This window comes from Pontibacillus halophilus JSM 076056 = DSM 19796 (genome assembly GCF_000425205.1).
Lineage (GTDB): Bacteria > Bacillota > Bacilli > Bacillales > BH030062 > Pontibacillus_A > Pontibacillus_A halophilus.
In genome coordinates, this window is record NZ_AULI01000024.1 from 18419 (window position 1) to 37169 (window position 18751).

Genomic DNA, 18751 nt, shown 5'->3' on the forward strand with positions numbered 1-18751 from the left:
TGTATGGACAAGGGTATACGTCCATACACTTTTTCTTTTCCTCCATAAGTTAATAGGGACCAATCATGAAAGGGGGAACTTAATTATGTGTGGAGCAAATTCATTCTGCTGCCCGCCTACATGTTCCGATAGCTTCTTACCAAAGAAAGAACTCGTTGCCATTAAACGCTGTGTTCCTTTCCGAGCGCCGTGTGGTTCAGAAGACAACAACCTCTTCCTAGCCCCATCAGCCCCAGAATCCTCCTTACCCAGCGGGATAATTTCTGTAGTTAACACTGGTTCTGACTGTGATATTACAATTAGTGTTACGGAATTTGATTCAGGCGTTGCTGTCGATTATACAATCATCCCACAGTCCTCAGTCGTTATAGAAGTAAGCGAGTTAGTATCTATCATTTACAGCTGTGTCGCTTCTACCGGGACTGGTGATTTCTGTACGGGAACATTTGAAGCCGACCTCCAATACACTGTAATGTCTTCTTAATGTGAGACGTACAGGATAATCAGGACACCCCTAAAACCGGGTGTCCTCCTTTATAGAAATCAGTGTGTCGGAAAGGAGTAACCCATGAACCTCAACAAAATTGTAGATGCTTGTAAAGTCGAAATGGCTCCACCAGGCTGCCCTAACATCTTTCCACCCCCTAAACCAACCCCCGTCGTTACGTGTAACCTAGTCAAAGACGAAGTGTGTGGAAACATAGAACAGCCTTGTGATGGAAGTTTTGTCGAGTATTGGCGAGTCGTTGGCCTTCCAGTGTTGCCGAGCGGTACGGTCACTGTCTATAACGGGAGCGATTGCATCATGTCCGTTCGCGCCGTCATTCAAGGTTCATTAATCGACCTCTTTACAATCACAGAGAAAAACCAAACGAAGGCGGTAACCGTTAGTGGGATTGAAAGTTTAGATGTGCAATGTTTAGGAGGTGCAACAGGAGCGACATGCTCAGGTAGGTTCTGTCTTACGTTGCATTACCAGAAAGATTGCGTAGAAGAAGTGTTCGAATGATGACTCTCCTTTACATCATAAGAAGGAGTGACCCTTATGGCCTTTGTAAACCGCTTCTCCACACTTGATTGTGGAATGATGACATTTACCGGAAATACGCTTGGATTAAGTCAGGAATTGAACCTTAATGAGGCCGGGACCCGGGGAAGCATTGGAGCTTTCATTACACTTGATAATACATCGCAAGTACCGACATTCCCACCTGGAACTACATTAAACTACCAAGAGAATAGTTCCTCAGCTGAATTAGGATTTGCACCAGGAAGCAACACGGTTTTGTACGCCGAGTTAATTTGGGGCGGTAACTATCTTACCAGGGATGAAGATATCACGAGTGAAATCGACAACGATGTATTGTTTACAGATCCTCTAGGTGTCGCCCATCCCATCAGTCCTGACCCCGCGACTAGTAATCAGTTTACGTTTACTATAGGGGGAGTTACCCGAGGGTTTTATATGCGTTCTAACGATGTAACCTCAATTGTTCAATCAGCAGCTGAAGGAACATACACATGTGGAAGTGTACCTGGGCTACTTGATCCTCTAATCGCTTCTACCGGTGACACAAACCATGCCGGCTGGACGTTAGCTGTTGTGTATGGAAACCCGGAATTACCGAATCGCTCCATGAACCTATTTGTTGGTGGAGAAGGGATTGTATTTAGTCAAGGAACCCCCATTATTGATATCGCAGTTTCAGGATTCATGACTCCTCCCTCTGGAGATGTGGATGCTCGACTGTTAATCTCTGCTCAAGAAGGCGATGCAAACATCCCAGGAGACCAAGCTTTATTTGGTCCAGACTCATTAACCTTAACGAACTTATCAGGACCTAATAATCCTACCTTTAACTTCTCAGCTTCCCAAATTAACGGGGATGACGGATTAGTTGACACATCGGGGACGTTTGGAACCCGTAACCAAGATGCAGCGACTCAGACAAACATTGTCGCCGGAAGACAAGGGTGGGATATCACAAACGTAAGCGGACTTAACTACCTTCCAAACAACCAAACTACTGCTGTATTCCGCTTCACATCAACCGGAGACGCCTACATGCCAAATGCATTAGGCATCCAAATTGATGAAGGAGATGCTGACCCTGTTCTTGTTAAAACAGTAGATAAACCATTTGCTGTTGTGAACGATGTGCTGACGTACATTATTACAATTACAAATGAGGGGGTTATTGAGGCGAATAACGTCGTCTTCATTGATGAAATTCCACCTGGTACGCTATTCGTTGAAGACAGCTTGTACATTGATGGTGTTCAGTTTCCTGGCGTCAATCCCCAGTTTGGAGTGCCCTTGCCTAATATCGATGTAGGGGATACAGTTACCGTGTTCTTTCAAGTCATTGTAAGGCGTTGTGACTGCTTCGTACAGAACCGTGCAGAATTGGAATTTAGTTGTGGGAAGGTTGCAGAAAGTAATTTAGTGACATCAACTGTATGTTTTCAATGCTATTGTGGCAGCGGGTTTATTTGTTAAGCTCCATATAAGAAAGACTGGGCGTGGTCATCACCCAGTCTTTTTTACATGGAAAAACCAACTTCATTGAAGAAGTTGGCTTAGTCTAAGCGAACAATTGTTAACGATGCTCCAATCCCAGGACTCAATACCACAGCTCCTATTGGGATCAGACCAGGAGTCAATTGGAGTTGTAGCTGATCTCCTGTAATAAGTGGGACAATAAATTCGGCACTGTACTTATATACAGCTAAAGGGGGAGATAGTAAGGACTGGGGCAATGGATTCCCATTTAAATAAATAGCCGAGTTCACCGCAACTGTTGCAGTTGGATTGATATGGTAGGAAACGAGATACCTGCCATCCTCTTGTACTTCAAAGATTGTATTTGTCACATCAACAGTGATGGTTGGTGGTAAGTTTTGGTAGTCCGGTAGCGGAATAGGGGTAGGGGCAAGTGCTGAAATGGCTAAACTAGGCTCACTGTCATTTGATGCAAACCCTGAGGTTGCTGTGACGGCTGATCCCGCTGGACCCGCCGGACCCGTTGGACCTGCTGGACCCGTCTCACCCGGTGGCCCAGGTGGTCCCGGAATGCCTTGGGCACCCCTTCTCGAAATGACGCCACCAGAGTAACCTCCACAGTTACAGCTCATGACATTCACACCTTTCATCTTTTCTATAGTAGATGAAATCAAAGCGTCATCAGGCACGGTATTCGTGGAGATTCTGGTGCGTTTCTTTGATCCTTACACGTTCCGCTCACTTCAATGAGCAATAGAGTTCATTAACTCGAAGAAGTGCTCGGGTTGTTGCGTTTTGTTTAGGTTATACCAAGAGTGCAAGGTATCTTCCTTACATACTTCCATGCCTCTCAATACTTCCATCGCAAATTCCAATGGAGCGATTCCAGATGCCGTAATTAAATTCGCATGTGTTGCGGTAGGTCCGTCCTCATAGAGCGACTCCCCTTTATAGGTAGGGCATACCATCTTAAGGTACTCTAGGTTATTGCTTGTGTGCTTTCTAGAATCTAGATATCCAACAGCTGCAAGCCCTTCAGTAGCACCACAAATTGCTGCCACAATCCCCCCTACCTCCAAGGCCCTCCCCACCTTTTCTAAGATGGGTTGGTGAATCTCATCTCTCCAAGTCGTTGCTCCAGGCAAGATTAAGAGGTCTCCACTCTCAATTGTACACCCTGTAACGGAAACATCTGGTTGAACAGTCAATCCTCCCATCGTTGTCACCATCTCTACTGTCGCACCGACAGTAGTGACCTCTAATGGCGCAATTCCTTGTTTGAAATAGCGCCCTGTATGAAGTTCAGCGAGTAAATAGCCATATTCCCAGTCTGACATAGTGTCACATACATAAAGATAAACGCGTTTCGTTCGCATTTAATCGCTCCTATCATAATTGGTAGTCTCGATTATATACGAACTCCCCTGACACTTAACGTCAGGGGAGTCATCATTCTTCATAAAAATTAATTAAATCTGTTAGAACCTCCACACAGCGTGCCTTCAGACTCGTTGGCTCGATGACTACAATCGATTTCCCGTATGGAAACAGCAAATACGGGAGATAGGTATCCAAAACCTCTTGATTAAGAAGAAAGACAGCTTGATCTGAATTCCGTTCTTGTAAGTAATGTTCTAAGAACCAATGTTGACATAGATCGTCCAGTGCCCTTGTACTTCCCTTTACAACTAAAGAAATGACTCCCTCCTCCTCGTTCATAGTAGGCAGAAGGTTTCTCATAAAGTAGTTCCGTGCAGAGAAGTTTATCGGTGGCGTAAACGTATGCTCACTTACCGTTAGGCTCTGTATTCGGTTGATTCTAAAACTCCGGATATCCTCTCTTAGATGGCAGTATCCAATTAGATACCATTTCTTATTCCAATAAATAACCCGATAAGGGTCAACCAATCGATCCTCGGACTCCTCTTTGTTCCTCTTATAATACCGGATATAGACAGCGGAACCGTCAGCTACGGCCTGCTCTAACTCCCTTAAGAATGGTTCTTTAGAGAGGGAACTGAATCCACTTATGATTTCAAGACTCTCAACATGATGATTCACCTTCATCTGCTGTTCCTGATTTTGATAATGAGCCAACTTTGAAATCGCCCTATTTAAGGCTTCATCCCCATAATATCCCGCTTCTTCTGCAAATACAGCTGCGTGATAAAGAGAGGCTTGTTCTTCGAAATCGAAGAACAGAGGTGCTTCAATGAAATCATTTAATAACGAGTAGCCACCGTTATGACCCGGTTCCGCAATGATTGGGACTCCACTTGTTGAGAGTGTATCCACATACCGGTAAACAGTCCTTATGTTCATCTCTAACTTGTCTGAAATGTCCTTTGCTGTCACTTTGTTCCCTGAACGCAGCATCCATAGAATGGCTAACAGGTTATCCATTTTGGCCACGTAGACTCACCTCGATTGTGAAAGATGTTGAACGAGTTACTCCTAGTATAACGAACTCAATCTGACTTATCGTTTGTGCAGGATTCATTTAACTCCATGCCTCTAAGCTAAAATAAAAAACGCCCTATCGCTTATACACGAATAGGACGAGGAAATAGATGAACGTCATGACACCAATGGTGCTTAGTGCTTTAACGATTTCTTCTGCAGTGTAGGAAGACACATGCATAACGAAGTAGATGGGCCACGTCAGCATTCCTACGATTCCAATGAGCGATAAAAATTTCTTGTCTGACATGTGTACTTCACCTCCCTAAGCAGGTACGAATTGGAGTAACCATCCGTTTCAGACATCATAAATGTTAGTCATCCTTGCCGTTAATAAACTTCATGATCCTCTCTTGATAATCTTCTTTAGCCACTGTGTACCCTTCTGTATGAGTCGCTTCTGGTACAATCCACAACTCCTTCTCTCCTCCAGCCGCTTTATACAATTCAGTTGCCATGTCAGTCGGAACGAGAACGTCTTCTGCTCCATGTATGAAGAAGATGGGTACTTCCGCTTGCTTCACTTGTTGTAATGTTGAAGCTTCATTGAAATTGTAGCCTGCACGTAGGTCTGTAATCAGGCTCGTTACTTGAAGGATAGGAAACGATGGAATGCCATACAAGTTCTTCATTTGGTGAGCCAACTCTTCCTCAACAGATGTATACGCGCTGTCCGCAATCACGCCCTGCACTTCTTCTGGAAGCTCTTCCCCACTTGTCATCAGGACTGTCGCAGCTCCCATAGAAAAGCCATGTAAGATGAGTGACTCAGCTCCTTTCTCTTCGATGAGAAGGTCGACCCACTCGATAAAGTCAAGTCGGTCGTGCCAACCATATCCGATGTATTGCCCCTCACTTTCCCCATGCCCACGAGCATCCGGCTTTAGAATGTGGAAGCCCTGCTCATAATAGAACTTCGTAATGCCAGGAAGCTGCTCTTTATTTCCTTTATAACCGTGGGCAAGTACCACGGTTTTTCCATTCGGGTTTTCATTTTCTAAGTAGACAGCCTTAAGTTTGAGTTCATCACTTGTTTCAATTTCGAGGTTCTCGAAGTTCTGTTCTGATGTCCAATGTTCTAACAGACTTTCTTCCTCCTCCACACTTGCGGTAACTGTTTCAGCTTCGTTCTTCCCTCCATGCAAATCAACTGCCTCGCTGTTGCTATTGATCGCAATGCCGTAGAAATACTGCCCAGCACCTGCTAATCCAGCCAGCACAATCAGGATCAACAATGTAGGAATCCAAACTCGTTTTCGCTTCATTAGCTCTCTCCTTCTTTCTCTCATTCTAAATGATGCCTTCTCCCTTACGATTCATGTTTATTCGCACGTTCGGTAAGCGCTTACAATTAATAGAATAAACGACCGTGTTCAAGTGAAACTGGAATTGAGAGTGGGTTCAATTCCTTTTTCAGCTGAACACGGTTTCTGTACACTGTATTCTTCCAGCAATCATTCAGAACATCTTGTGTCTAGTATAAGCGGAAGTCTATGAAATCCACAACCTCGTATCGGTTAGCGACTTCTGACGAGTAAGCGAACCGCTTCTTGAACGGCCTCTTCTCTATGGTCCTCATCGTTAGCTAGACACTGTTGAAGATTCTCGCTAACCACGGTGGCCATCGCGCGGTCAAGTGCAGTGCGAACAGCAGACATTTGCGTGACGACTTCTCGGCAGTCTTTCTCTTCTTCCATCATGTTCAGTAGGCCTCTTACTTGCCCCTCCATACGTTTCAACCGGTTCTTCATTTTAGCATCGTAATTCATGTAGGTTCCTCCTCTTCCTTTAAGCATATCGACGAGGAGGTTGTTCTCCCCGTTATTCTAAAGAATATCTACCCAAATCTTTATTGCTGTTGCAGCAATGAGTAGGGCTAGAACTGTTTGCAAGATTTTCGTGTTCGCTTTCTTTCCTGCATTGGCACCAAGTGGAGAAGCAATAAGGCTCGCTATAATCATAATAGCAGCTGGACCGTATTCGACTTGTCCTGTCGTGACTTTGCCGACTGTCGCCCCAATGGATGAGATAAACGTAATCGCCAGAGATGAAGCAATCGTCATGCGAGTCGGGATTTTAAGTACGACAAGCATAATCGGCACAAGTAGAAATGCACCAGCGGCCCCTACAATTCCTGCGCCAATCCCCACGATAAATGCAAGCGATGCAGCGAGCGGTTTATTAAAGGTCACATCTTCAAGTGGCTGATTGTCTAATCCCTTTTTGGGCACGAACATCATGACGGCAGCTATGACCGCAAGTAATCCATACGTGATGTTAATGCCATCTTCTGAAAGTAGGTTCGAACCATACCCGCCAATGAAACTACCAATTAAAATACTAACCCCCATGTAAAGAATCAGCGTCTTGTTGAGATAGCCTCCCTTTCGATAGGCCCACACACCTCCAATTGTTGCAAATAGGACTTGGACTGCACTAATCCCTGACACTTCGTGCGCAGTGAAGGCTGATACACCGACCAATGGAGGAATGTAGAGAAGCATTGGGTATTTAATAATTGACCCACCAATGCCTAACATTCCTGATAGATAAGAACCGATAAATCCAATAAGAAATATGGTGATCATTAAGCCAAATTCCATGGTGTTCACTCCTTTTCGTTAAGAAAAGGGAACCATATACATGGCCCCCTATCTTATTGAACATTTACCCTTTCTGAATCCAGAACTTGAGTACGTCGTTTTCTTCTGTATCTTGAAGAAGCTCATGGCCACCAGATTTCGCCCATGCAGTTAAATCACTTTTCGCACCTTTGTCTGTTGCATGTACTTCAAGGATTTGACCAGATTCTAAGTCTTTCATCGCTTTCTTCGTTTTAACGATTGGCATTGGGCATGCTAGCCCTTTTGCGTCTAGTACTTTAGTAGATTCCATAATTAATTCCTCCTGAATAGGTAAGTTATTGAACCGCGCAACGGTTCGGGCCGATTTCCATCTCACGCTGTTCTTCTTCCTCTGGCGTGATCTTGCCCATATTCGTTTCGCGGATTTGTTGATAAGCATTCGGCTGTGGCGGTAGATTCTCTGTTACAACCTTCCTGAACTGTGCTTCATCTTCAATGTTCAAGCCGTGATTGTTCGCATATAAGGTACCGAGCTTCTCCGCGACTCGCCCTCTGTCATCCATCTCACTCATCTTCATAAAGTGAGCCGGTAGAACGATCAGGTCTTGAGAAAGTTCTTTGTAGCGAGCGTATAAGCTTTCACGTAAGTCTCCTACCCAATCTTCTGCAAGTCCAGCAAGGTCAGGGCGACCGATGGAGTCGATGAAGAGGATATCTCCAGACAATAGATACGATTCATCGACTACGAAAGATGTCGACCCAATTGTATGACCAGGTGAATAGAGTGCATGAATGTCAATGGACGTCCTTCCCACTGCGACGACGTTGCCGCCTTCCAATGGCTCATAGTCGAACGTTACTTCTGTTGCATCCTTAGGTGGTAGCCAGTACGTCGCGCCCGTGTTGGCGGCAATCCGTCGTCCACCAGAGATATGGTCCGCATGCAAATGAGTATCAAATACATTCGTAATCGTTGCATTCTTGCTTGCAGCAAAATCTTCAAATACACCGGTCATACGAGTAGCATCCACAATAGCCGCTTCGTTACCTGATAGAACCATGTAAGACAAGCACCCTTTGCCGATACGAACAAATTGGTATAGCTCTCCGCCATCCGGTAGATCGCCTACTTTCACAGGTTCGAGATGTTCACTCCACGCTTTCATCCCACCTTGCAGGTAAGATACCGTCATTCCCGCTTCTGATAGCATGTCGGCTACCATAATGGATGAACCTTCTTTCGCACAGACGACTAGGATATCCTGATCGGATGGGAGTTGGTCTAGAATCTCTTCCACTCCGTCTAATAAATCGAAGTAAGGAACGTTCATGTGACTAACGCTCTTGCCTTCAATCTTCCAATCTTGATACGCGTCTTCATTTCGAACGTCTAATAGAAACAGTGGTTCTTGGTGAATCACTTTCTTTGCAACTTCACCTGCTGTCATCGCATGTACAGTCATCTTCATACCTCCTTAGGTATCGTTTTGTTAAATCATAAAGAGGAAATACTCGTGCCTATAGCTTTTCAATCTCTCCTGGCCATTCGCTCATACCTGGTAGCACGTTCACAACGTCCTTGAATCCATTCTGGGATAGCTTCTGAGCGGCTAGGTCGCTTCTGCTTCCAGTGCGACAGATAACATAAATGGAATCTTCTTGATTCAATTCATCCATACGTGTGTCCAGTTCTCCAAGCGGTATAGAGATTGCCTTTGGAATGTGTCCGAATGCATACTCAGCAGACTCACGAACGTCGAGTACAATTCCACCTTCTGCTTGATGCTGAACTAGCTCTTCATTTGTCGTTGTATGTGGGTGTTGTTTCTCTTCCGTTTCATCACCTGATGATTTACGAATATAGTGGCTCAACACGTCGCCTTCTTCCAAGGTTCCAAGATAATGATGCCCAGAACTCTTAGCCCATGCTTCGAGATCGGCCTTTGAGCCTTTATCTGTTGCTTGCACTTCAATGACTTGGCCCGCGCCAACGTCTTTCATCGCTTTCTTCGTCTTTACAATCGGCATCGGACACGCAAGGCCCTTTGCATCAAGAACTGAATCAGATTTAATTGTAGCCATGATGGTTACCTCCTGTACCCCAACGGGTATTTATTTAAGGGTAAAAAGAATGCCAGTCTTTCAGGCATGTGCGTACCTCTATATTGATAATTCCCCGTATACCCTAAGGTCTCCAGGTATTCATTCCACCTTTAACGTTCGTAACAGAGGTGAAACCAAGACGCTTCAACACTTTCGAAGCTTGCTTACTTCTCATTCCACTTTGACAGATGACAACGACCTCTTTGTTCGAATCTAGTTGTTGTGTAGCCTTTTTATCTAACGTTTGCAAAGGGATGTTCTTGAATCCACGTATAGAATTTCGTTTAAACTCTCCAGCCGTTCGCACATCTACATATTGTTTGTCTTTGTCGTTCAGTTGTTCCTTTAGTTGTGTCGTGGTAATCTGCTTCATCCCTTTAACCGGAAGGAATCGTTTCACAATCAGGTAGATTAGGATGCCATAGATGACGTAACTTACATATTCCATGCTAGTTCCCTCCTACAGGTGGTCGATTATATAAATAGATTTACGTTTCCGTCTTCCGCTTCGCCCAAGTATGCCGCAACCCCTGCATATTCGATTTCATCTAGTAGCTCTTCTTTCTGGAGTCCCAACAGGTCCATCGTCATCGTACACGCAACGAGGTTTACGTCTTGTTCTTGTGCCATTTCAATAAGTACTGGCAATGGCATGACATTATGCTTTTTCATAACGTCTTTAATCATTTTCGGACCGAAACCGGCGAATTGCATCTTCGATAGCCCCATCTTATTGACGCCTCTAGGCATCATCTTGCCGAACATCTTCTCCATGAAGTTCTTCTTCACTTTAATGTCCTCGTCTTTCCGAAGGGCATTCAATCCCCAAAATGTGTGGAAGATTGTCACTTCATGGTCGTAGGCAGCTGCACCATTGGCGATAATGTAAGCTGCCATCGCTTTATCATAATCCCCACTAAATAACACAATGTTCGTCTTCTTTTGTTCTGACATATATGAACCTCCCAGGTCTATTTACCCCTAAGGGTATATAAAATGACAAAAAATAAAATGGCCATCCACCATTCCTTTGTCTTTTAGTTCGATTTTGTTAAGATACATTTATCTTATACCCCCTTAGGTATAAAGTCAACATCTATTTTTTATGTACTTCATTCAACAGTATGATTAAAACTCATCGCAATCCTCCTGACCGCGATGAGTAAGCGTGTAGACTTACAATTCACTATAGCTTCGGACGCCGTCTATGCCAGTCGCTTTTTTCACCCCATTACGTATCGCTTTCTGTACAACATAGGCCGCTAAATGGCCAACTACATTTAAATCTGCATCCACTTCATTTGTAGATAAGGTAAAGAGGGTATCTCCATCTACCATCGAATGAGAAGGCCTCGTCGTACGTGCGAATCCATCGTGGGCCATAGAGGCAATCTTGTTCGCATTCGCCTTAGTCAGGGAAGCATTAGTGACAACCGTACCAATGGTTGTGTTTCCTGAAAATCGATTCGTGTTCTCTTTACCCGATTCATGGGTGAGAAGGATGGAATCTGTGCGAAGGAATGATTGATGCTCTACATCATAGACACCCGCAAGGATTTCACCCGTCTCATCGTCTAGGATGTCTCCAAAACTATTTACTGCAACGACAGCACCTACTTTCAGTTCCCCCACTTGAAACGCAAAGGTACCAAGTCCACCCTTCATAGACGATTCTTTACCGAGAATCTTCCCGACCGTCGCACCAGTCCCTGCACCAACCGAACCTTCGCGATCATCTTGTTGCATCAGCGCTCGCTGGGCTGCTTCATACCCCATCTTCTCATCAGGACGCACATTAGCTGAACCAATCCCCAAATCAAACAACACAGCCCCCGTTACAATCGGAACACGAGCCACTTCTACATCGAATCCAACCCCCTGTTCTTCAAGAAACTTCATCACGCCACCACCCACATCTAACCCGAACGCACTCCCACCAGTAAGGAAGACACCATGCACCTCTTCTACTAAATTCTCTGATGCCAGCAAGTCCGTCTCTCGGGTACCCGGGGCCCCACCCCGTACATCAACTCCTCCTACAGCACCTTGCTCACACAAAATAACGGTACACCCTGTAGCAGCTTCTAAGCTTTCTGCATGGCCAATTCTAAACCCCTCAATCTCCTCAATAGCGATTTCCTTCATCATTAGCCTCCTCTGTCTTTGTTCTCCTTACCTATTCCTTGTTTAGCTAGAGATAACCCTTTTTCCCAAATAAAAAAAAGGTTGTGGACAGTGCCCACAACCTTTCTATGTAATTGAGACGAACCAGAGAATCAAACAAAGGATTAACACAAGAGCAAAGGACATCCCCGCTTGTTTCCAAGTATACCGATGTTGTACTCGACCTAACAGACGATCAATGATGAAGAACAGAATAGAAGCCACTAAGCTAAACGGAATCAGAATGAGTCCAAATAATAAATGGAACGTTGCAGAGATGAGAATCTCTAACTTCTCTTCCTCTAATTTATTCGAAATGGACCGGCCAATCCAATCGCTTAGAAGTGATGTGGCTCCCCCGTAGATAAGGATAGCTGGAAAACTGTACATCATGATGATGAGGACATAGCCTGGATACTCTTCCGTATAGAGTGCAGCTAGCGCAAAAGAAAATAGGATGCTAGATATGGATGTGCTGATTAGTTTTCTTTGTAGAATAGGGAACGCTCCTTTTCACCTTATGACTTACAGTAAATATTGTTAATACCTTCTGAAGAATCCTCCACCTTCATCGATTGGACGGTCAATGGTTGTATCACCATCGCCATCGCGGTAGTACCCCTCTACGGATGTTCCGTCCGCTCGTTCATACCCACTCACCTCATGAGGGTCTACCCAAGTAGAGTCATCATCTTCACCGAAGTTATCGTCATCATCAATAGTAGCATCAAATCCGTCTGAAACATTAAAGATAACCAAGCCTAATGTCGCAACGGATAACACGAAGATAAATGGTGTAACGAAAGCTTTTGAACGCTTGCATAGAAACACCCATAGAAAGAAACATAGTGCCCCGACTGCAATCATGGACACGATTTCTAGCTCCTCCCATGTGAAGATGTCTGTATAATGGTAGATGGTGTCTCCAACCATCTTCTTGAATCCATTAAAATACGTGTACACGAAGTAAAAGAATGCGATGTTCAACAACAGACCCGCCCAAAATCGAATCGAGAAAAAAATCCTAATAATTTTTTTAATACGAAAATAGAGCATGATTGCGATGAGTATACCAATAATGACTGTCACTTTTTTCTCCCCCTATAAAACCATGATAATAGAATCTCTAAAATAGTATCATTTTCCTTTTATAAAGGAAATAAGAATCATAACTTGTTTGGTGCGTCCCATACTTGCAAATGATTTGAATTCTTGCAGAAAGAAGTGTTAGATTCGGGGCAAATAGGGAAGTATATCAATGGACTTTTTTTAGAAGGAGTGAAGATCATGAATCGTAGTCATTTCGATAAAGTAAAAAACGGTAAAGGTTTCATCGCAGCACTGGACCAGAGCGGTGGTAGTACCCCGAAAGCATTAGCAGATTACGGTGTACCTGAAGATGCGTATTCTGGCGAACAAGAGATGTTCGACCGCGTTCACCAAATGCGCACACGCATCATCACGGCACCTGCATTTGATTCTGGCAAAGTGCTCGGCACCATCTTGTTTGAACAGACGATGGACCGCGAAGTCGAAGGCAAATACACAGCTGATTACCTTTCTGACAACAACATTGTTCCATTCCTTAAAGTGGACAAAGGCTTGGCAGAGGAGGAAAATGGCGTTCAACTCATGAAGCCCATTCCTGATTTAGACGAAACGCTTCGTCGTGCCAACGAGCGCAACATCTTTGGTACAAAAATGCGTTCTGTCATCCACGAACCTAATCAAGATGCCATTAAGGAAGTTGTAGACCAGCAATTTGACGTGGCGAAACAAATCTTGAGCTACGACCTTGTTCCAATTATTGAACCTGAAGTAGACATCAAGAGCAAAGACAAAGAGAAGTCTGAGGACATTCTGAAGGACGAAATTCTGAAGCAATTAGACCAACTATCTGAAGATCAAAACGTGATGCTAAAGCTGTCAATTCCTACAAAGGCAAATGCCTACAAGGAACTCGTTGACCACCCACGCGTTGTGCGCGTCGTCGCACTTTCTGGCGGCTATACACGCGAAGAAGCAAACGATAAGCTGAAAGAAAATGAAGGCGTCATCGCAAGCTTCTCCCGTGCCTTAATCGCTGACTTAAACGCAAATCAAAACGAAGAAGAATTCAACAACGCACTAGGCGACGCCGTAGACGTCATCTACGACGCCTCCGTTAACAAGAAATAAAGCGGGACAGAGGGACAGGTTCACTGTCCCTCTTTTTTGATGGTGCTGGGACGGGGGGACAGGTTATTCGTCCCAGCCTCATTCCACTTTTTCCACCGGAAGCTTTCGATATAGGACACATCCTGCTTCACTGGGATGGTCTTGTACCCACGAGAAACCCTCTACTGACTGAACCTTCTTATAAATTATCCAATCTCCCGTTCCACCAGCAATAAGAAAGATGGATGCACATACAATCAATTGGCTGCCTACCCACAACCCCATTACCATCGGCAAGATGCCAGTCAGCACAACGGGCAGTAGAATGACATAGGTGTATGCCCCGAAAGATACAGGTTGATTGCAATGGACATACGGCATGGCGTGTCTCCACATGAAACCGAACTTTACATTCGACCTAGAAGCCTTGCCGATGAATACGAATGCTAGTGCGTGAACCAGTTCATGCAACGTAATTCCTACTAGATTAGCTAGGTAGAATTGTACGAGAAACTCCCAACTGAAATAGAAATCGAAGCCCCAAAGTAATATGTAAACGAGGAGCGCGGCTCCCCCAATTCCGACCGTATAGAAGATTGATTTCTGGTTTAACGTTTCTGTCGATAGGGTCACTTCTAATTTGTTCTCCACAAGTTATCCCCCTCCCTTAACTAAAATCATGAAAAAATCCTCCCACCTTAAATGGTGAGAGGATACATTTACCACTATCATTTATTGTACGTTACTTAGCAGATTGGTGACATGGGGGATTGCATGAGAAACGGGACAGTTTACCTGTCCCGCCGTCCCACAATTATTGAGCTTTAACCGCATCTGCTACGCTTTGGTCGCCTGAGATGACTTGATACTCTTTCCCAATTGTGGAGTCGTTCGCTAATGTCTCCACAATAACACGCGCAACATCTTCACGTGGTACATCGCCTCGGTCTACTTGAGGAGCGACAGCCACTTGACCTGTTCCTTCATCGTTCGTTAAGCGTCCAGGATGGATAATTGTATGATCTAGATTTGTCCCTCTTAACCATTCATCTGCATAGTGCTTCGCTACAACATAGGGTGCAAACGATTCAGGGGCTGATTGGATTGCTTCACGAGTAGTGTCATAGGAGCTAATCATCACATAGCGCTTCACACCAGCTTGTTCTGCAGCCTCCATCGTTTTCACTGCTCCATCTAAATCAATCATCAGCGTCTTATCGGCACCTGTATTTGGACCGGAACCTGCTGTGAATACAACTGCATCCACACCTTCTGTTGCTTTCGCAATAGCTGCTACTTCTCCCTCAAGGTCCACGATAGCTGTTTCTGCACCTAAATCGTGAAAATATGAAGCTTGCTCTTCTTTACGAATGAGTGCCCTTGCTTCGAGGTCCTCATGGTCTTGAATTTGTTTAACTAAGTGTTTTCCGATTTGTCCATTCGCTCCAACTACAAGTACTTTCATTACAGACATCCTTTCTTCATTAACTTAGATTCTTCCAACATTCTTTTACATGACAGTTTACATATACCCTGACAAATGGTTTTTTAACCAAGTGGGACGGGGGGACAGGTGAGTTGTCCCGTTTAGAGGGACGATGAACCTGTCCCTTCGTCCCACGAGCTGATGAGTTGTGTTATTTGTCAGAATATTATAATATCTATTTAAGTTAATGGAGTGCTGGAGACGTGGAGACTGCACATGGTGGAGCTGATGTATGATTTTATTATCAGTTCGAGCATGTGCGGTCTTTTTTAGCGAGAAGGTGATAGAAAGTTAAGAAAGGAGGAAATCTATCGCTCTCACTCCTAGCCGCTTACTAAAAAGTTTTGTTGTATGTCCGCAACTGGTTATTTGTAAGCGTTATCAAACATAAGATGTACTAGTTTAAGAAGGAGAGGAGCTAGAAGAACATGAAGAGTTCTACCAAGTATTTAATAGCCGCCTTACTACTATGCTTCGTAAGTATGATTGGTGCTTATTCCATACAGACGTCTGCCGGAGATGTGGAAGTGAAAGATCTTCGGTGGGAGACGCCATCTGGTCATTTAATGAGTGCGCTCTTGTTTAAGCCTGATGGAGCAACTGAAGACGCCCCTGCTCCTGGGATTGTGACGAGTCATGGGTGGTATAACAACCGTGAAATGCAGGATTTAAATAATGTCGAGCTTGCTCGAAGAGGGTATGTTGTCATTTCAATCGATATGTATGGACACGGAAACTCTGATGCCGTTACACCTGAGGAATGGCCGAACCGGGGTACCGGGATGTACGATGCTGTTGAATTAATGGCTGATTTCCCATACATCGATCAAGATCGTATTGGCGTAACAGGTCATTCCAATGGGGCGCGCGCAGCGAACTGGTCTATTATAGAAGATAATAAAAAACCAGAAGAAGACCAATTAATCTCAAGCGTTCTCCTTGTTGCCAACGATGCCATGTATACAAACGATCCAGGTGAACCTCTTTATTGGTCACAGCGCACAGACGAACAGCAATATACAAATGTGTATGGCAGCCGTGATGTAGGTATTATAGCGGCTCAATATGATGAATTCTTCTTCCGTAGTCTCGCAGAAGATGGGACAGTGACTCCACCTAGAGAATATATAAATACGGATTATGCCCAGTCTTTCTTAAACTTCGGTGTAGACCCTGCCTCTGAAGGCGAAGTACGTGACAGTTATACCGTTTACACACAAGAGATTAACGGGGATGAGGCGATGCGCGTTATCTACAACCCGGCTCAAATTCACCCATGGAACCACTTTAGCGCAGATGTCGTAGATAGTCTCCTTACTTATTTCGACGAATCTATTGGCTCACCCGACTCACTAAATTCGTCAAATCAAGTGTGGCAATGGAAAGTATTCTTCAACTTCCTAGGCTACATTGGATTCTTCATGTTCGTCGTTAGCTTCACAAAGGTCATGGTCAATACGAAGTCATTCTCAAGTCTGAAAGCCTCCGAACGAGCCATTGCATCTTCACCTCCAAAAGGGATTGGACGTTGGTGGTTCTGGGGAGGATTAATCGTTAGTGCTATTGTATCTGGGTTTTCTTACCTCGCCCTGTTTAATTGGACGGCTACGACACGCCCAGATTTCTTCCCGCAAGCACCTGTATATTATATCGGAGTCTGGTCTGCTGTCATGGGTGTCGTCACATTGGCCATCCTTTTCCTTTCTTATAAATTGTTCAACAAGAAAGACGGGCTCAACCTAAGAGATGCTGGGGTATTCATTCCACTAAGATCATTATGGAAAACAGTTCTCCTTTCCATCATTGTCACAACCGCTGCATTCGGTCTAGTATTTATCGCTGACTACTTCTTCACGACAGACTTCAGAATTTGGGTCTTAACCATTAAAGTCTTTACAGCAGATAAACTTCTTATCGCGCTAATATACTTACCATTCTTCCTCTTATTCTACGTGGCCAACTCTATTGCCATTAATGCATTCAACTACGTCGTAAATGGAAAAAGAGAATGGCTCAACACAGCCCTAATGGCCTTGTTCAACGGACTAAGCGCCATTGTCATCGTTGCCATTCAGTACACGCACTTCTTTATAGAAGGGGATGTATTCTTTACGAACGTGTCACCAATCGTTGGAATTTGGCTCTTCCCAATCATCGTTATTATTCCACTAGCCGCAATCATCACCCGTAAAATCTACCACGAGACAAAAAACCCATATCTCGGCGGGATAATCTACGCAATTATTGTAACGGTGATGATGGTTTCGAATACACTCACTCAGCTATAGGGACAGAGGGACAGGTTCCTTGTCCCGCAGGACAAGGAACCTGTCAAGAGAACATATGAAAAAGCAGCCTATCCGATTTACGGATGGGCTGCTTTTTTGGGGAGGGGATGGGATGGGACAGTTTACCTGTCCCCATAGCCGTCAAGCTAAGCAAAACTTGAAATGACTACTAAGCTATCGTTATCCTTCTTAAGTGAATTTTTCCAGTGGAGGATTGTCATATATGCAGCTAGAAAGTCATTTTCAGTCTTTTGCTAAATCTGTTAATTCGACGCTTTCAGCGTCTTCCCTACGAAATATTGCCCACAAAACAAAGTTTGTTCAACGAAAGGGGAAATTGAACCCAGAGGACTTTTTGATACTGTGTTCGTTATTAGGAGATTCAGTAAGCTATGACAGTTTACAGAGATTATGTGGAACTCTAACTTACCAATCAAACACTTCCCTATCAAAACAAGGGTTGAACGCTCGTTTTAATGAAAAAGGTGCAGCTTTCTTGAAGGAAGTTTTCTTTCAATTATTGGCGAAACAGAAGTCGTTTGTCACACCAATTGATCCTAATCGATTATTTTCTCGTATCCGCATAATGGATGCTACTTCATTTCGGTTACCGAATGAACAACCGAATTATCCGGGGAGCAATGGCTCTGGTGTAAAAGTTCAACTTGAATACGAATGGTACCGAGGAGAGTTTCTTCATACTTCTGTTCATCCTGAGTCTTATAGTGACCGGCAAGCCGCAAATGACGTAGAGGAAAATCTACTTCCTGGAGACCTTTGTTTACGTGATCTTGGTTATTACTCAGCTAAGAATCTCATGAGGATAAACGATAAAGGGGCTTTCTACATTACGCGTGTTCCGACGAACACGAAGTTTTGGCGGTGGAGTGAACACAATGGATGGCTTCAAATAGATCCGGCTAAAGATGCGGAGGAAATGTCTCCTAAAGAAACGCTGGATTATGGATACATCAGAGTAGGGACGGATCCTCGGAACCGTCTAATG

General features: G+C 44.3%; 23 protein-coding genes. 6 read left to right on the forward strand and 17 right to left on the reverse strand.

Features of this window, described 5'->3' with window-relative positions; translation table 11 throughout:
• The first annotated feature begins 89 nt into the window (after positions 1-89).
• From H513_RS22200 to H513_RS0116840, 3 genes are all read left to right on the forward strand, one after another.
• Positions 90-221: a hypothetical protein gene (locus H513_RS22200; protein ID WP_267879654.1), complete on the forward strand. Its 132-nt coding sequence runs from the start codon at positions 90-92 to the stop codon at positions 219-221.
• A 347-nt stretch (positions 222-568) separates the two neighbouring features.
• Positions 569-1009, forward strand: a complete 441-nt coding sequence (locus tag H513_RS0116835; RefSeq protein WP_026801768.1) for an S-Ena type endospore appendage — start codon at positions 569-571, stop codon at positions 1007-1009.
• 36 nt (positions 1010-1045) lie between these two features.
• Positions 1046-2500, forward strand: coding sequence for a DUF11 domain-containing protein (locus tag H513_RS0116840; RefSeq protein WP_026801769.1), 1455 nt, complete (start codon positions 1046-1048; stop codon positions 2498-2500).
• 80 nt (positions 2501-2580) lie between these two features.
• Here the strand turns inward: H513_RS0116840 and H513_RS20565 are convergent, their stop codons facing one another.
• From H513_RS20565 to H513_RS20575, 15 genes are all read right to left on the reverse strand, one after another.
• Positions 2581-3153, reverse strand: coding sequence for a BclA C-terminal domain-containing protein (locus H513_RS20565; protein WP_211226523.1), 573 nt, complete (start codon positions 3151-3153; stop codon positions 2581-2583).
• A 93-nt stretch (positions 3154-3246) separates the two neighbouring features.
• A complete protein-coding gene (locus tag H513_RS0116850; RefSeq protein ID WP_026801770.1) occupies positions 3247-3879 on the reverse strand; it encodes a type 1 glutamine amidotransferase family protein in 633 nt (210 codons plus the stop codon).
• Between the two features lie 73 nt (positions 3880-3952).
• Positions 3953-4915 (reverse strand): helix-turn-helix transcriptional regulator, encoded by a 963-nt coding sequence (locus tag H513_RS0116855; RefSeq protein ID WP_026801771.1) that lies wholly within the window; start codon positions 4913-4915, stop codon positions 3953-3955.
• A gap of 124 nt (positions 4916-5039) precedes the next feature.
• Complete coding sequence (locus H513_RS21735; protein ID WP_154655285.1) at positions 5040-5213, reverse strand: hypothetical protein; 174 nt, start codon at positions 5211-5213, stop codon at positions 5040-5042.
• Positions 5214-5277: 64 nt separating this feature from the next.
• Positions 5278-6228, reverse strand: a complete 951-nt coding sequence (locus tag H513_RS0116865) for an alpha/beta hydrolase (protein WP_026801772.1) — start codon at positions 6226-6228, stop codon at positions 5278-5280.
• Between the two features lie 252 nt (positions 6229-6480).
• Entirely contained in the window at positions 6481-6732 is a 252-nt protein-coding gene (locus H513_RS0116870) for a metal-sensitive transcriptional regulator (protein WP_026801773.1), read from the reverse strand.
• 57 nt (positions 6733-6789) lie between these two features.
• The gene (locus H513_RS0116875) at positions 6790-7566 is read right to left on the reverse strand and encodes a sulfite exporter TauE/SafE family protein (protein WP_026801774.1); all 777 of its coding nucleotides are present in this window, start codon (positions 7564-7566) and stop codon (positions 6790-6792) included.
• Between the two features lie 64 nt (positions 7567-7630).
• Entirely contained in the window at positions 7631-7858 is a 228-nt protein-coding gene (locus tag H513_RS0116880; protein WP_026801775.1) for a sulfurtransferase TusA family protein, read from the reverse strand.
• A 25-nt stretch (positions 7859-7883) separates the two neighbouring features.
• Positions 7884-9011, reverse strand: a complete 1128-nt coding sequence (locus H513_RS0116885; RefSeq protein WP_026801776.1) for an MBL fold metallo-hydrolase — start codon at positions 9009-9011, stop codon at positions 7884-7886.
• Positions 9012-9066: 55 nt separating this feature from the next.
• Positions 9067-9630 carry a sulfurtransferase TusA family protein gene (locus tag H513_RS0116890; protein WP_026801777.1) on the reverse strand — a complete coding sequence of 188 codons (564 nt, stop codon included), beginning with the start codon at positions 9628-9630 and terminating at the stop codon, positions 9067-9069.
• A gap of 103 nt (positions 9631-9733) precedes the next feature.
• Positions 9734-10099 (reverse strand): rhodanese-like domain-containing protein, encoded by a 366-nt coding sequence (locus H513_RS0116895; protein ID WP_026801778.1) that lies wholly within the window; start codon positions 10097-10099, stop codon positions 9734-9736.
• A gap of 26 nt (positions 10100-10125) precedes the next feature.
• Positions 10126-10605 (reverse strand): DsrE/DsrF/DrsH-like family protein, encoded by a 480-nt coding sequence (locus H513_RS0116900; protein ID WP_026801779.1) that lies wholly within the window; start codon positions 10603-10605, stop codon positions 10126-10128.
• Positions 10606-10827: 222 nt separating this feature from the next.
• Positions 10828-11796 (reverse strand): P1 family peptidase, encoded by a 969-nt coding sequence (locus tag H513_RS0116910; protein ID WP_026801780.1) that lies wholly within the window; start codon positions 11794-11796, stop codon positions 10828-10830.
• Positions 11797-11901: 105 nt separating this feature from the next.
• Positions 11902-12207 carry a hypothetical protein gene (locus H513_RS21985; protein ID WP_051240101.1) on the reverse strand — a complete coding sequence of 102 codons (306 nt, stop codon included), beginning with the start codon at positions 12205-12207 and terminating at the stop codon, positions 11902-11904.
• Between the two features lie 147 nt (positions 12208-12354).
• The gene (locus H513_RS20575) at positions 12355-12903 is read right to left on the reverse strand and encodes a hypothetical protein (RefSeq protein ID WP_036770664.1); all 549 of its coding nucleotides are present in this window, start codon (positions 12901-12903) and stop codon (positions 12355-12357) included.
• A 198-nt stretch (positions 12904-13101) separates the two neighbouring features.
• Here H513_RS20575 and H513_RS0116925 point away from each other — a divergent pair, with 198 nt between their 5' ends.
• On the forward strand, positions 13102-13992 hold the full coding sequence (locus H513_RS0116925; protein WP_026801782.1) for a fructose bisphosphate aldolase: 891 nt from the start codon (positions 13102-13104) through the stop codon (positions 13990-13992).
• Between the two features lie 78 nt (positions 13993-14070).
• On the opposite strand, the gene H513_RS0116930 is transcribed toward H513_RS0116925, so the two are convergent.
• Complete coding sequence (locus tag H513_RS0116930; protein ID WP_026801783.1) at positions 14071-14622, reverse strand: DUF3267 domain-containing protein; 552 nt, start codon at positions 14620-14622, stop codon at positions 14071-14073.
• Positions 14623-14785: 163 nt separating this feature from the next.
• The gene (locus tag H513_RS0116935) at positions 14786-15436 is read right to left on the reverse strand and encodes an SDR family oxidoreductase (RefSeq protein WP_026801784.1); all 651 of its coding nucleotides are present in this window, start codon (positions 15434-15436) and stop codon (positions 14786-14788) included.
• Between the two features lie 449 nt (positions 15437-15885).
• On the opposite strand from H513_RS0116935, the gene H513_RS0116940 reads away from it, so the two are divergent.
• Both H513_RS0116940 and H513_RS20580 read left to right on the forward strand, forming a co-directional pair.
• Positions 15886-17745 carry a dienelactone hydrolase family protein gene (locus tag H513_RS0116940; protein ID WP_026801785.1) on the forward strand — a complete coding sequence of 620 codons (1860 nt, stop codon included), beginning with the start codon at positions 15886-15888 and terminating at the stop codon, positions 17743-17745.
• Positions 17746-17968: 223 nt separating this feature from the next.
• Positions 17969-18751 (forward strand): IS4 family transposase (locus H513_RS20580; RefSeq protein WP_154655286.1); only part of this gene is annotated, 783 nt, incomplete at its 3' end.

Bases quoted from the DNA above. Each gene is read 5' to 3' on its own strand.
- H513_RS0116835 (WP_026801768.1), top strand. From the start codon at position 569: ATGAACCTCAACAAAATTGTAGATGCTTGTAAAGTCGAAATGGCTCCA.
- H513_RS0116840 (WP_026801769.1), top strand. From the start codon at position 1,046: ATGGCCTTTGTAAACCGCTTCTCCACACTTGATTGTGGAATGATGACA.
- H513_RS20565 (WP_211226523.1), bottom strand. From the start codon at position 3,153: ATGAAAGGTGTGAATGTCATGAGCTGTAACTGTGGAGGTTACTCTGGT.
- H513_RS0116850 (WP_026801770.1), bottom strand. From the start codon at position 3,879: ATGCGAACGAAACGCGTTTATCTTTATGTATGTGACACTATGTCAGAC.
- H513_RS21735 (WP_154655285.1), bottom strand. From the start codon at position 5,213: ATGTCAGACAAGAAATTTTTATCGCTCATTGGAATCGTAGGAATGCTG.
- H513_RS0116865 (WP_026801772.1), bottom strand. From the start codon at position 6,228: ATGAAGCGAAAACGAGTTTGGATTCCTACATTGTTGATCCTGATTGTG.
- H513_RS0116870 (WP_026801773.1), bottom strand. From the start codon at position 6,732: ATGAATTACGATGCTAAAATGAAGAACCGGTTGAAACGTATGGAGGGG.
- H513_RS0116875 (WP_026801774.1), bottom strand. From the start codon at position 7,566: ATGGAATTTGGCTTAATGATCACCATATTTCTTATTGGATTTATCGGT.
- H513_RS0116880 (WP_026801775.1), bottom strand. From the start codon at position 7,858: ATGGAATCTACTAAAGTACTAGACGCAAAAGGGCTAGCATGCCCAATG.
- H513_RS0116885 (WP_026801776.1), bottom strand. From the start codon at position 9,011: ATGACTGTACATGCGATGACAGCAGGTGAAGTTGCAAAGAAAGTGATT.
- H513_RS0116890 (WP_026801777.1), bottom strand. From the start codon at position 9,630: ATGGCTACAATTAAATCTGATTCAGTTCTTGATGCAAAGGGCCTTGCG.
- H513_RS0116895 (WP_026801778.1), bottom strand. From the start codon at position 10,099: ATGGAATATGTAAGTTACGTCATCTATGGCATCCTAATCTACCTGATT.
- H513_RS0116900 (WP_026801779.1), bottom strand. From the start codon at position 10,605: ATGTCAGAACAAAAGAAGACGAACATTGTGTTATTTAGTGGGGATTAT.
- H513_RS0116910 (WP_026801780.1), bottom strand. From the start codon at position 11,796: ATGAAGGAAATCGCTATTGAGGAGATTGAGGGGTTTAGAATTGGCCAT.
- H513_RS21985 (WP_051240101.1), bottom strand. From the start codon at position 12,207: ATGATGTACAGTTTTCCAGCTATCCTTATCTACGGGGGAGCCACATCA.
- H513_RS0116925 (WP_026801782.1), top strand. From the start codon at position 13,102: ATGAATCGTAGTCATTTCGATAAAGTAAAAAACGGTAAAGGTTTCATC.
- H513_RS0116935 (WP_026801784.1), bottom strand. From the start codon at position 15,436: ATGAAAGTACTTGTAGTTGGAGCGAATGGACAAATCGGAAAACACTTA.
- H513_RS0116940 (WP_026801785.1), top strand. From the start codon at position 15,886: ATGAAGAGTTCTACCAAGTATTTAATAGCCGCCTTACTACTATGCTTC.